Below are 12,988 nucleotides of genomic sequence, written 5' to 3' on the forward strand. Positions count from 1 at the left end.
GGGCAGAACACCGACATCAGCAGCGGGAAATCGTTTACGGCTTCTGCCGGAGAGTCGGTGAGCCTGTTCGCACGGAAATCGGGTATGAAACTGTTTGCCGGAAAGGGCAAGGTGGATATCCAGGCGCAGGGCGATGCGATGAACCTGCTGGCGAAGGAAGATGTTTCGATTACCAGCGTTAATAATAAAGTCACGGTAAGTGCGTACGAAGAGTTATTACTTACCTGCGGCGGCGGATATATCCGTCTGAAAGACGGTAATATTGAGTTGGGATGTCCGGGGAATATTCTGCTTAAAAGCCAAAACGTGCAGAAGATGGGCTCCGCAAATATTAACGTTACGCCACCTGAATTGCCGGTTGGGTTTAGCGAGTACTTTATTGCCACTGATGAAAATAGTGGTCAGATTCTGCCAAACAAACGCTATCGGATTACAACCAGTGAAGGGAAGACCTTCGAAGGATATACGGATGCTGAAGGTAAAACAGCTGAAGTGTATACGGCTAAACCAGATAGCATGCAGATCGAATTTATCTGATAGTTCGCTAAATTCAGAGGATAACAAGAATGTCTAATAATGAAAAACAGCAAGGTAATACTGAAGCTGTATCTAAGGGAATTCCAGCTAAAGTCAGCGCAGGTAGCGAGCTTTATTTTCATCCTGGTAGCGCAACCTTTTTGCTGGTGCCGGGTGGCGATCATAATGATTTTGTACAGGAACAAGACCTGTTAAGTCGCCTGATCGATGCTCAGTTGGCCGCAAAGGCTGAGCTTGAGAAAGCAACAGATCAGTGTATTGACATTGTTAAAGTTAACAAAGCTAAAGCCGAGAGCCTGATGAAACAGGCTTATGACAAAGTTAATCAAACAACAGAAGAACTACGTAATGCATTAGCAGAGTTGACGCCTGAAGTCAGTGATGCCGAATTACTAAGTGAAGGCAGTAAGGATAGTGGTATTGGCATCATGGAATTGATTCCGATGTCAAAGAAAGGGGCTGTTGGTTTTAAGAAGACCTATGTTCGTTCTAACCGTATAAGAAATCACTGGAGAACCTATAAACTTAGTGGTAGTGATAATAAGGGTACGGAAGACAGCTTTTTCAAAAAACAACAATATACGACTTATGTCACCGATGAGAATGGGAATCGTCAGCCGAAAACCCGTGAACGTAGTGTGATTGACACGGCCAAACTTAAAGAAAAATACTCTGAAGTTGAAAGAAAAATAAAGACGGAGTTTTTAAAAGATGAATTTGATAAGCTGGAAACAAATGTCATTCTGAGTAGTTGGGCAAAAAAAATGAATGAGGCAATCAAAGAGAGTTCTGATTCATTATCTGATTCTTTTAATAAAAATAAGAATGTGGATCTCAGCGCCCAGGCACAGCTAATGAGGTTTACCAGTGGTGTAGGGTTGGAAAGTGAGCTTAACCCTATGTTGCAAAACGGTGATCTAAAGCTTAAAGCAAATGCCAGTTTTGTGCTGGGTGAAGCTAAAGCAGAGGCTGCATTCCATTTCCCTGATAAAGTGGGGCGGGAGATTAAGTTTCCATTGCGTGCTGAGGTTGCTGCCGACAAAGCTTTCTGTGCGAAAAATAAATGCGAAGTGACACCTAATGGAACATTGGGATCTGTTGGCTTTATTAAATTAAAATTAACAATTGAAGCATCGGGCAGCATTGGTGCGAGCCTTGCAGTTGAAGCCGGAATATCACTTGACACAGGCAAGGATATGGGCGAATCCTATGGCATCCGAGGCTCCAGGGCTAAATTAAAATTAAATCAGCTGCCTGGTGTGAGTTCATCTGATATTTCTGTTGAAATCCCTGATGCGAAGGCGGGAGGAGAACTTGCAGCGTTTGCCGGAGTTGAAGTCGGTGGCAATATTGCGGGTGCGCTACAGTGGAAGCCACCGGAGCTTTCTGAACTGAATGAAGGGAAAAGTGACGATGATAAAGATTTCCGTTCTTTCGCTGAGATAAAACCTGAATTTAAATTTCAGGCGGGAGCAGGTGGCGGTGGAACATTCTACGTTACCTTTGTTTCAGGAAGATTCCGAATTTATTGCAAAGCGGGTTTGTGCTGGGGGGTGGGAGCGAAAGGGTCAATAGGATTTGAGGTCAGTACCAACACCATATATGATTTTTTTGAGTTTTTTATCTATTTACTGAGGAATATTGATTATCAGAAAGCTCTTTCAGTAATGGCTGTAGATGCCTATAAGACATTTTGTACCATTCCTTTGATTGCGATTAGTAAAGGTGTTGATCTCGGAAAAGTTATAGTTTCAGATGCGGAAAGTGCATATTTCCAGCTCTATGACTCTCTATGTGAAGAGAATAAGAGAGTCAGGTTAATGGTTAAGATAAATCAAAGTCCAGAAGTACTGAAGTATACACCTCCTGAGTCTAAGGGGGCTGTTATTTACATGCTAATGGATAACAGTGGATGGGATTATGTTGACCCAAGAAACCAAAACTATAATGTATTGTCCGATAAATTGAGTCAGCGTATTAATGTTCTTAAGTTTGGCCCAGTGAAATTAAGGAAGCAAGCAATATTCAATTCACTTAGGTGGGTACAGTCTAAATCAGATTATCGTAATGTAATGCAGCATATTTCAGCAAGGCCTGCTGATGATACAATTAAGAGTGACTGGAAAGGTAATGAAAAGAAAGTTATAGAGTTCTTGTCAGAGGGAGAGGTTTATCAATTGGGTGAGCTATCAACACAATATGGCAAGAAATTAGCTAAATTATATAATGACTTACCAGATGGACACGAAGTGTCACCTGATGATGAATTGAGAGAAATCCCTTCAAGCTTAATGGATGAATACCTTGCTATAATTAATGAGCAAGAAGATGAAAATAATAGAATAGCATAGGTTGATTATGATTAAATATTTTTATGTTGCTTTGCCATTTTTATTATCATCATGCGATGGTTCAGGTTCGGATAAAAATAAAGAACTTAAAAAAAAACTAATTGAAAATCAACTTTCTCAGATGGTAGATATGAAAAGCGGAACTTTCCAGATGGGCGACTTCGGGCGTCTTATAGGAGAAAAACTTCCACTTACAGGTGAGAATGATGATGAACCATTACATGACGTTACGCTGAGTGATTTTAGCATCGGTAAATATAAAGTCACTTACAAAGACTATGATATTTATACCGAAGTAACAGGTAAAGATAAACTTGAGCTACCTAAAGCTTTAGAATCAAATCCTAAGCTGCGGGCTCCTGACATGCCTGTATCAGTCACCTGGGATCAGGCAAATGAGTTTTGCTTATGGCTTGGAAGGTCTGCAGGAAAAAATATTTCTTTGCCAACCGAAGCGCAATGGGAATATTCTGCCAGAAGTGGCGGGGCGTTTATTATTTATGCGACAGGAAGTGGAGGGTTTGAATACGGCAAGGATATTCCTTCCAGCAAGCAACGTTCTCAAATGACAGATGAACCGCTATTTAATATTCCCGTTGGAAAGTTCCCGCCTGTCAAATCTGGATTATATGATATGGCAGGAAATGGTGTTGACTGGGTTAAAGACTGGTATAATGAAAAATACTATCGTCAATCGCCAAAAAATAATCCGCAGGGGCCAGAAAATGGCACGGAAAAAGTTGTCCGTGGTTATCAGAGTGGAGGCGGAGTTATGACTAATCAGTCTGTATATCGGCAACATGCGAAACCCTATCCTGGAGAGGAAGGCCGTGGGTTTCCACCCAAATATAATTTCCGATGCGTGGTTAATAAGTAATTAATTAAAATATTGCAGGTGGGAGAGTATTTACCTTCAATTGGTCATTTAATTTTCTACAAATATTCTATAATTAAACTTTTTTAAATTTTAACAAATAGGACTCTTGTTCTATTAAGCTTGATGGTATCCGCATGTGATGATAGTGGTAAACTTAGTGCTGATTATCAAAGAATGCAGGATGAACTGATAAGTCGCTACCTTGATAATATTGTGGTTTTAAAAGTCTGAACTTTCCAGGTGGGCGACTTCGGGCGTCTTACATGAGAAAATCTGCCACTGACAGGTGAGAGTGGTGATGAACCTTTGCATGACGTTACGCTGATTGACTTCAGTATCAGTTAATATATAGCAGGTATAAAGAGTTCGATAAATACACAAAATTGGCAGATTTTCCAGAGGTTAAATTACCTGATTACTATGACGACTATCCAGAGCTTCGTAATGATAGTATGCCAGTATCAGTTACATAGGAGCAGGCTAAAAATTCTTTGCAGGTGGATTGGTAAGCAATCTTGAAGGAAAGTTTATTTGCCCACGGAAGCACAATGGGAATATGCTGCAAGAGATGGCGGGAAACTAAATTTTTATGCAACCAAAGTTGGAATTATAACCCTGGAATTAACTCTCCACTTCTGGATCAAAATTCAAAAAGACAGGCATACCTGCTTTCAACTATCCAGTTCGAGAGTTTCCACCTGCACCTCTTGGATTATATGATATGGCAGGGAATGGCGTTGATTGGGTCGAGGATTGGTATTGTCTTGATTATTAGAAAATTACTCGCCAAAAACCCACAAGGTCAAAATAAAGATCAGGAAAAAGTAGTTCGCGGGTTTTTAAGCTGAGGGGCAGAGTTAACTAACTACACTGTATTCAGACAGCACCTTTCTCCCGATATTAAGAAAAAATATATAAGAATATCTCCTATATATAAGTTTAGATGTGTTATTAACTAATTTTTTAATTGGAATTTTTGGAAGTGACTTTTCTGTATATGTTCTTTATGATTTTTTCTAAATGTTTTTATTTGTGGGTGTTTTAAATGAAATTACCTGTCTTAATTACTCTTATATCATTAATAACTTCCTCTTGTGATAATAATAGTGGGCTAGATATTAGAAAACAGAAATCTCAGCAAGAGTTAGTTAACCGCTCTATAGAAAATATGGTGAGTGTAAAAGGTGGTAACTTTAGAATGGGAGATTTTGGCCCGCTAGTTGGGGATGAATTACCGTTAACAACTGAGCCCGATAATAAAGTCCTCCATGACGTTACATTGAGCGATTTTAGCATAAGCAAGTACAAAGTGACCTGGCGTGACTATGATATTTACGCAAAGATAAAGCATCTGGATAAACCAGAGGTTCCTTACGGATATAAAGATCATAAAGATAAGGTTCAGACTGCTGATATGCCAGCGGCACTTAACTGGCAGCAAGCCAGAGACTACTGTCAGTGGTTGGGGAAATCTGCTAATAAAGAAATGGATTTGCCAACCGAAGCCCAGTGGGAATATGCGGCGCGCGATGGTGGCAAGTTTGTAATTTATGCCACTGATAATGGTAAATTCGAGCGCGGACGTAATCTTGCTTCGGTGGAGCAAGGGGTTGAAATGTCTGGTATGCGATCAATGAACTATCCGGTAGGTAAATTTCCGCCAACGCCGTTGAGGCTCTACGATATGGCTGGCAACGGAGTAGACTGGATGATCGACTGGTATGCTCCAGATTACTACGCTAAATCCACTAAAAAAAATCCTCAGGGGCCAGTAAAGGGTGAAAAAAAGGTAGTCAGGGGCTTTCAAAATGGAGGTGGGGCCTTTGCCAATCAGACGGTATTTCGCCAGTCAAGAAAGCCTGATGTTGGTAAAAGTGGCGTATTGATACCTTATTACAATGCCCGTTGTGTCATTAACCACTGAAGCGATAATATAGCAATTACATGAAACGATTTTTATGGTTAGCAGTCCCTGTTTTTATTTCCTCTTGCGACTATTCAGATATTTTTTCGACGAAAGATAAAGACGAAATAGATAAATTAGTTAACCGTTCACTTAATAATATGGTGGTCATTAAAGGCGGAACTTTCCAAATGGGCGACTTCGGGCGTCTTATTGGAGAAAAGCTGCCACTGACAGGTGAGAATGATAATAAACCATTGCATGACGTTACGCTGAGTGATTTTAGTATCGGTAAATATAAAGTCACTTACAAAGACTATGATGTTTATACCGAAGTAACAGGTAAAGATAAACTCGAGCTACCTAAGGTTCTAAAGTCAAACCCTAAATTACGCGCTCCTGATATGCCTGTATCAGTTACCTGGGATCAGGCAAATGAGTTTTGCTTATGGCTTGGAAAGTCTGCAGGGAAAAATATTTCTTTGCCAACCGAAGCGCAATGGGAATATTCTGCCCGCAGTGGTGGGGAACTTGTTGTTTATGCAACCGGAAGCGGAAATTTTGAATATGGTAAAGATATTCCATCTGGAGAGCAACGCTATCAGATGACAGATGAGTCAGTTTATAATATACCCGTTGGAAAATTTCCGCCTAATAAATCCGGCTTGTACGATATGGCAGGAAACGGCGTTGACTGGGTTAAGGATTGGTATAGTGAAAAATACTATCGGCAATCTCAAAAAAATAATCCACAGGGGCCAGAAAATGGCACGGAAAAAGTTGTCCGCGGTTATCAGAGTGGAGGCGGAGTTATGACCAATCAATCTGTTTTTCGGCAACATGAGAAATCTTATCCTGGTGAGGAAGGTCATGGTTTCCCACCTAATTATAATTTCCGCTGCGTAATTAACTAATCTTCAAATACAAACACGACTAAAAAATAACTTTCTTATTACCTCGGTAAAAACGATTGAGGAGTGCTTATGTCAAAAGGATTTATCCTGTTAGGCGATAAAACCAGCCACGGCGGTCAGGTAATTTCCGCATCCTCTACGATGGTCGTCAATGGGAAAAAAGTAGCGCTGATCGGTGACCAGGTTAGCTGTCCGCAAACGGGCCATGGGGTTAATAAAATTGTTGAAGGTGCTGCAGACTGGATGTCTGATGGCAAACCGATTGCGGTACAGGGTTGCCGCTGCGAGTGTGGTTGTCAGCTGATATCCAGCGTGCCGGAAGTGGCAGTAGGTTGATATGCGCTGGAATAAACCTGTTATTGAAATGGTAGCTAAACCTGAACCGCCCGGAATAGCAAAATGTTTTGCGGCAATAGCCGCAGTGCTGATGCTTGCGGTTTCTGCATTTAATTTAATCTCTTTATTACGACCAGGCTTGATTACTATCTCTCAGGTTGCCGCTGTTACGGCTGCCGTAATTGCTGTGTTGATGTTAATGCTTTTTATGCGCTATTTGATTTACTCGCATAAAAATAATAGCTGGCATGCGTGGCAGCAAGAGAGTCAGCAGATTGAGGCAGCCTGGCAAGTCTGGGCGGCGCGTTATATCGCGTTAGTAAAATCCTATGTATTTTTACCCGGCAATATTACTGCAAATACGATTGCGAAAGCCGAAGAGCGTATTGAAACCAGTGCCGGCCTGGTGAAGAAAATTGATTACCTCGATTCTGATGCCAAAAGCACGGTGCAGACATTGTTAGGTTCAGTAAAAAATGCTTTAGCGGCGTTACCCCGACAGATATCCATTGAGTTGTTGCTGGTCAGCAATCTTGAGCAACAACAGCAGAAAGAGTTGTTGCTGGAGGCAGAAATTTGGTGGCAGCAAAGCCTGTCTGATGTTTTACCGCAGCCAACAATGCACACCACTGAAGTTGATTACTACACCGAACTTGAGCGCTGGCTTAAAACCCCTCAGGAGTGTGTGAAGATCTATTTGATTGTTCAGCATAGTGAAGACAATAAGTTTTCTGATGCATCAGGCGTTTTTGTTATGACGGCAGATGATGTGGCGGAAAAACATCAACTGCCAGCCAGTAATAAAATTTACCGGCCAATGTTATCTGTTGAAGAGCACTTTGCCGAAGATTACCGCACCCTGATTACCACACAACCCACCGCCAAAAGTGCCACTGCTTGTTACTGCGCTGATAAGCAAGCGATGCCGCTGACCGTAACCATGTTGCAGCAAAGCCTGGCGGAAGGAGGGGAGCTAAAAGTGGAACATATCCGCGATATTGAACGTTTTGTCGGGTTACCCGGCCCCTGTGCTGCATGGTTAGCTGCAGGACTGGCGTCAGATACGGCATTAGTAATGAAAAGCGAATGTTTGATGCTGGCGAAGCATCACAGCGGCTGGTTTATTCACGCCGTGCAATCACTGGAGTCATAACGCATGGTTAATACAAAATGGAACAGGGGCGGCATTTTCGCCTTGTTTGCAATCATCTCAGCCGCGTTGGGCTGGCTTATCTGGCAATACGGTGGGCAGTTGGGAATTGATAGCAATGTCAGAAAAGTTATCGTCTGGCTGCTCTCGGTTATCGTTTTACTGATTGTTCTTCTTATTCCTGCTGCCACTTCCGTTTTCCATCTTGCGCGTGCAAAAAGCAAGGCCGGTAAAAATACGCTATATCCGCAAGACGAAGCCCGACTGGAACAACATCAGGATAATTTCCTCGACACCCTCACCACCCATCTCCGCTACCGCTATGGCCGCCGCTGGAAATCCAGCGTGCGTATTCTGCTGGTGCTGGGCGACACGCCGCGCGTTGAACAGTTAGTGCCGGGGTTAGCCAGCCAGCAGTGGCTGGAAGGCGAAGGCACGCTGCTGGTGTGGGGCGGCAGCGCCACTGCTGCGCCGGATGCGGAGAGAATGCAGGCGCTGCGTAAGCTGCGCCGTCGTCGTCCGGTGGATGCGATGCTGTGGGTGGCTGACGAGCAGCAGAGCCGTCAGGCGGCGCAGGTGGATGCGGTGGTTCGTCAGTTGCATCAGCGCTATCAGGCGCTCGGCTGGCAGGTGCCGGTCTATCTGTGGGAACTGCATCGCAGCGAGTGGCAGCAAAGCGAACGCGTCAGCCAGCCGGTGGGTTGTCTGCTGGCGGCCAATGCTTCGCCGGATGGACTGGAAAAAGGGTTATGCGCCCTGACGCCGCGGCTGAGTGAGCAGGGTATGCAGCAGCTGATCGCTCATCCGCGCCATGATTTTCTGCTGCGACTGGCTCAGGAGCTGGCAACCGGCGGTATTGCACGGCTGAAACAGAGCCTGCAACCGTTGATCGCCGGTCCACAGGCGCTGCATCTGGCCGGTGTGATGTTTAGTCTGCCTGCGGGCAACAATCCGGCGGTGGCGCAGCATAGCTGGCTGGCCGACGCCAGCTGGAAAAGTGTGCTTGATGATATCCAACATCAGCATGCGCACCGTCCTGGAGTGCCATGGGAGAAGTGCGTGCAGTGGAGTGTGATGGGGCTGGCGGCGCTGTGGGCGTTCGGCAGTCTGCTGTCATTTACCAGCAATCGTGCGCAGCTAAAAACCAGCAGTGAGCTGGCGCAGGCGGCAGGCGACAGCAAGCAGCCGCTGGATACGCGAATTGCCCGTCAGCTGGCATTGCAGCAGGAAATTGCACGTCTGCAATATCAACATCGCCATGGTGCGCCCTGGTATCAGCGTTTTGGTCTGGATCAGAGCGGCGATCGGCTGGCGGCTCTCTGGCCGTGGTACGCCAGAAGCAATAATACGCTGATGCGCGATCAGACCGCCAGCCACTTGCAGCAGCAGCTGGCGCAGATGCCTGCGGCGGCGCGGAAGGCGGATTATGACCGTCTGAAAACCTTGCTGATGATGGCGCATCCGCAAAAAAGCGATGCGGCATTTCTCTCCGCCGGGCTGGTAAAAAACTGGCCGCAGCGTGAAGGCGTCAGTGAGGGGATGTGGCAGAGCAGCGCGCCTGCGCTGTATGGTTTCTATGCACAAAATCTGCCGCAGCATCCTGAGTGGCGTATTACGCCGGACAGCAATCAGGTTAGCGCCGCACGTCGCGCATTGTTGCGCACTACCGCGTCACGCAGCGTGGAAGATCGTCTGTATCAACAGATGCTGCACCAGCTGGCTCCAGCCTTTACTGAGCTGACGCTAAATCAGATGGTCGGCGATACCGATGCCGGTTCGTTGTTTTCCAGCCGCGAAGTCGTGCCGGGGATTTTCACCCGTCAGGCGTGGGAGCAGCAGGTGAAACCGGCGATTGCGAAACGGGTGGCTCAGCGTCGTGAGGCGGTGGACTGGGTACTGACCGATAATCCGGACTCAGCGGAGAAAAATCTGTCGCCGGATACTTTGCAGGCACGGCTGACCAGCCACTATTTTACTGACTTCGCCAATGTCTGGCAGAACTTCCTTAACAGTATCCGCTGGAACAGCAGCGACAGCCTGTCTGATGCCATTGACCAGATGACGCTGATGACCGATGCACGCCAGTCACCGTTGGTGGCGCTGATGGATACCGTGGTTTATCAGGCTGAGACCGGTCAGTATACGGTGACTGAGCAACTGAACAGCGCGCAGGATGTATTCAGCGCCCCCGCCGCCAGCGAAGTGAAAACCCGCGTGGTGATGCCTGCGCCAATGGCGGATACCTTTACGCCGCTGCTGGCGCTGGCTAAAGGCGATGCCGGTGGTCAGGGCAGTAATAATCTTAGTCTGCAAACCTTTATGACGCGGGTGAATCGCGTGCGCCTGAAGCTGCAACAGATCACCCATTCTGCCGATCCGCAGGCGATGGCGCAGTCGCTGGCGCAGACCATTTTCCAGGGTAAATCCGTCGATCTGGCGGATACCCGTGATTACGGCAGCCTGATGTCGGCCAGCCTCGGTCAGGACTGGAATGGTTTAGGTGAAGCGCTGTTTGTCCAGCCGCTGGAGCAGGCGTGGCAGCAGGTGCTGTCGCCGACCTCGGAAAGCCTGAACAGCCAATGGCAGCACGCGATTGTCGATGAGTGGAATAAGTCATTCGCCGGACGTTATCCGTTTAATACCACGCAAAGTGATGCTTCACTGCCGCTGCTGGCGAAATATCTGCGCAGCGACAGCGGTCGCATCGACGCCTTTATCAAGTCGCGCCTGAACGGCGTGCTGCATAAAGAGGGTAACCAGTGGGTGCCGGACGTGATGAACACTCAGGGAATGCAGATCAACCCGGCGTTTCTGCGCGCGGTTAATCAGTTAAGTGCGCTGTCGGATATTCTGTTTGCCAGCGGCGATGCCGGGATGCATTTCGAACTGATGGCGCGGCCATCGCGCAATGTGGTGCAGACCGATATCACTATCGACGGGCAGGACATCAAATATTTCAACCAGATGGAGAGCTGGAGCGCCGTCAGCTGGCCGGGCAATGTGTATAAACCGGGCGTGCTACTTAACTGGTCGAGCGTCACTGCCGGTAGCCGACAGTATGCGGATTATCAGGGCAGCTGGGGGCTGATTCGCCTGCTGGAGCGGGCGGATGTGAAACAGCTCGACAGCAGCCGTTATCAGATTAGCTGGAAAGCGCAGGATGGTCTGCCGCTGAACTATATCCTGCGCACCGAAGCCGGTTCCGGCCCGCTGGCGCTGCTGGAATTAAAAGGCTTCCGCCTGCCCCAACAGATTTTCCTCTAATCAACCGCGTAACAAGCGAAATCCTTATGCTGCAAAAATTAATTCAGCGCTGCTTTACGCAGCGCGATGCCAGCCAGCAGGCGCAACAGCAGCTGGAGCAATGGCAAGCCTGGTTACACCCCATCAGTGAGCAACAACCGGTGGGTGACGATCCGGCGTATGACGATGACTTTCAGCGGATGCGGGAAGAGGTCAATAAGCTTTCCGGCGTTGATACCGCGTTAATCGCACAGCTGGCGCAGAAGCTGTTAACTGAACAGTGCAAAGATGTGCGCGTGGCGACCTACTACAGCTGGGCGCGGCTGCATCAGGAGGGCGAAAGCGGTCTGGCTGCGGGGCTGACGCTGCTGGCCGGGCTGGTGGAGCGCTTTGGTCAACAGCTACTGCCGACGCGGGCGAAAAGCCGTAAAGCGGCGCTGGAGTGGCTGGCAGGCAGCAAAATTCAGGACAGCCTGTCGTTGTATCCCGAAGCCAGTCGTCAGGATATCGAGAATATTATTGCCGCACTGGCGCTGCTCGACGGCCAGTTTGCCGATTGGGATGACGCCAGCCGCCCGGATTTAAGCGGGCTGGTCAAGCTGCTGGAAAAGCGTCTGACGCTGGCGGGCGGTGAAGCGCCCGCCGCCGCCTCTGCGGTGGTTTCGGGCGAGCAAAGTGCGCCTGCACCGGCGGTACAGAGCGCGCCTGCGGCGGTGCAACGGATTCAGTCCGGGCGTGACTTGCTCGATCAGGCGCGCGAGCTGTCGCGTTATCTGCGTGACCAGCCGCAGGGCTGGCTGGCCAGTTCGCGACTGATGCGCAGCGTGCGCTGGGATACGGTGCACCAGTTGCCGCCACAGGACAGCGCGGGGCGTACCCGGCTGATGCCGCCGCGTGCCGAACTGCGCGCTCAGCTAAAGCGACTGCATCTGCAACAGAGCTGGATGGAGCTGCTGGAGCAGGTCGAGCGGATGTTTATCGAAGGGGTAAACCATTTCTGGCTCGATTTGCAGTGGTACGCCTGCCAGGCGCTGACGAAATCGGGCCATCCGTATGAGCAGTGGAGCGAGATTGCGAAGCGCGACCTCGGAATGTTTCTCGAACGGCTGCCGGAGCTGGAGCTGCAATATTTTAACGACGGCACGCCGTTCGCCGATGACACCACGCGTCAGTGGATCGAGCAGCATGTGCAGGGCAATCAGCAGCGCTGGCAGCCGGATACACAGGCGGTCACGCCGGGTGAAAACTACGATATTTACGCGCTGGAAGGTGAGGCGCTGACCAAAGCCGACAGCGAAGGGCTGGATGCCGCATTGCGCTGGATAGCCAGTCTGCCGGAGATGACTTCGATGCGCGACCGCTGGTTGCAACGCCTGCTGATGGCGCGCGTCGCCGAGCAGTGCGGCAAAAATGAGATGGCGCAGCATCTGCTGAGTGAGCTGGACCACAGCGCCGCGCCATTGCAGCTGGCGCAGTGGGAACCGGCGTTAATGTTTGAAGTAAAAGCGCGTTTACTGAAATTACTGCGCCTTAAGTTGCAGCGCAGCGAGGGCGATAAAGTCGCGCTGGCGCAGCAAATTGATGCGCTGCTTGCCGGGCTGGTGGCGATTGACCCGGCGCAGGCAGCGGTGTTGTGCCAGTAATGTCGGGCTGATGTGGCTGTTATAAATTGATTCT

General features: G+C 48.3%; 10 protein-coding genes. All 10 read left to right on the top strand.

The window, feature by feature from the left end; all coding sequences use genetic code 11:
• Nucleotides 1–537, top strand: a 537-nt coding sequence (locus tag NG42_RS15825) for a DUF2345 domain-containing protein (RefSeq protein WP_052900646.1), incomplete at its 5' end; no start/stop codon positions are given.
• A gap of 29 nt (nt 538–566) precedes the next feature.
• Nucleotides 567–2,888, top strand: coding sequence for a hypothetical protein (locus NG42_RS22485; RefSeq protein ID WP_053116003.1), 2,322 nt, complete (start codon nt 567–569; stop codon nt 2,886–2,888).
• A gap of 7 nt (nt 2,889–2,895) precedes the next feature.
• Complete coding sequence (locus tag NG42_RS15835) at nt 2,896–3,765, top strand: formylglycine-generating enzyme family protein (protein ID WP_052900647.1); 870 nt, start codon at nt 2,896–2,898, stop codon at nt 3,763–3,765.
• A 661-nt stretch (nt 3,766–4,426) separates the two neighbouring features.
• Nucleotides 4,427–4,540: an SUMF1/EgtB/PvdO family nonheme iron enzyme gene (locus tag NG42_RS23895; RefSeq protein WP_072133306.1), complete on the top strand. Its 114-nt coding sequence runs from the start codon at nt 4,427–4,429 to the stop codon at nt 4,538–4,540.
• A 270-nt stretch (nt 4,541–4,810) separates the two neighbouring features.
• The gene (locus tag NG42_RS15845; RefSeq protein ID WP_052900650.1) at nt 4,811–5,689 is read left to right on the top strand and encodes a formylglycine-generating enzyme family protein; all 879 of its coding nucleotides are present in this window, start codon (nt 4,811–4,813) and stop codon (nt 5,687–5,689) included.
• A gap of 20 nt (nt 5,690–5,709) precedes the next feature.
• Nucleotides 5,710–6,582 (top strand): formylglycine-generating enzyme family protein, encoded by an 873-nt coding sequence (locus NG42_RS15850; RefSeq protein ID WP_052900652.1) that lies wholly within the window; start codon nt 5,710–5,712, stop codon nt 6,580–6,582.
• 69 nt (nt 6,583–6,651) lie between these two features.
• On the top strand, nt 6,652–6,918 hold the full coding sequence (locus tag NG42_RS15855; RefSeq protein WP_052900654.1) for a PAAR domain-containing protein: 267 nt from the start codon (nt 6,652–6,654) through the stop codon (nt 6,916–6,918).
• Between the two features lie 208 nt (nt 6,919–7,126).
• A complete protein-coding gene (locus NG42_RS15860; RefSeq protein WP_156322252.1) occupies nt 7,127–8,071 on the top strand; it encodes a hypothetical protein in 945 nt (314 codons plus the stop codon).
• 3 nt (nt 8,072–8,074) lie between these two features.
• Nucleotides 8,075–11,332: an ImcF-related family protein gene (locus tag NG42_RS15865; protein WP_072133305.1), complete on the top strand. Its 3,258-nt coding sequence runs from the start codon at nt 8,075–8,077 to the stop codon at nt 11,330–11,332.
• 26 nt (nt 11,333–11,358) lie between these two features.
• Nucleotides 11,359–12,954, top strand: coding sequence for a type VI secretion system protein TssA (gene tssA, locus NG42_RS15870; RefSeq protein WP_052900658.1), 1,596 nt, complete (start codon nt 11,359–11,361; stop codon nt 12,952–12,954).
• Nucleotides 12,955–12,988 lie beyond the last annotated feature (34 nt).

Origin of the sequence: Winslowiella iniecta (assembly GCF_001267535.1) — a bacterium.
In the GTDB taxonomy this organism is placed as follows: Bacteria; Pseudomonadota; Gammaproteobacteria; order Enterobacterales; family Enterobacteriaceae; genus Erwinia; species Erwinia iniecta.

Coding starts and splice junctions, on each gene's coding strand:
- NG42_RS15865 (WP_072133305.1), top strand. CDS start 8,075: ATGGTTAATACAAAATGGAACAGGGGCGGCATTTTCGCCTTGTTTGCA.
- NG42_RS22485 (WP_053116003.1), top strand. CDS start 567: ATGTCTAATAATGAAAAACAGCAAGGTAATACTGAAGCTGTATCTAAG.
- NG42_RS15850 (WP_052900652.1), top strand. CDS start 5,710: ATGAAACGATTTTTATGGTTAGCAGTCCCTGTTTTTATTTCCTCTTGC.
- tssA (WP_052900658.1), top strand. CDS start 11,359: ATGCTGCAAAAATTAATTCAGCGCTGCTTTACGCAGCGCGATGCCAGC.
- NG42_RS15835 (WP_052900647.1), top strand. CDS start 2,896: ATGATTAAATATTTTTATGTTGCTTTGCCATTTTTATTATCATCATGC.
- NG42_RS15860 (WP_156322252.1), top strand. CDS start 7,127: ATGCGCTATTTGATTTACTCGCATAAAAATAATAGCTGGCATGCGTGG.
- NG42_RS15855 (WP_052900654.1), top strand. CDS start 6,652: ATGTCAAAAGGATTTATCCTGTTAGGCGATAAAACCAGCCACGGCGGT.
- NG42_RS15845 (WP_052900650.1), top strand. CDS start 4,811: ATGAAATTACCTGTCTTAATTACTCTTATATCATTAATAACTTCCTCT.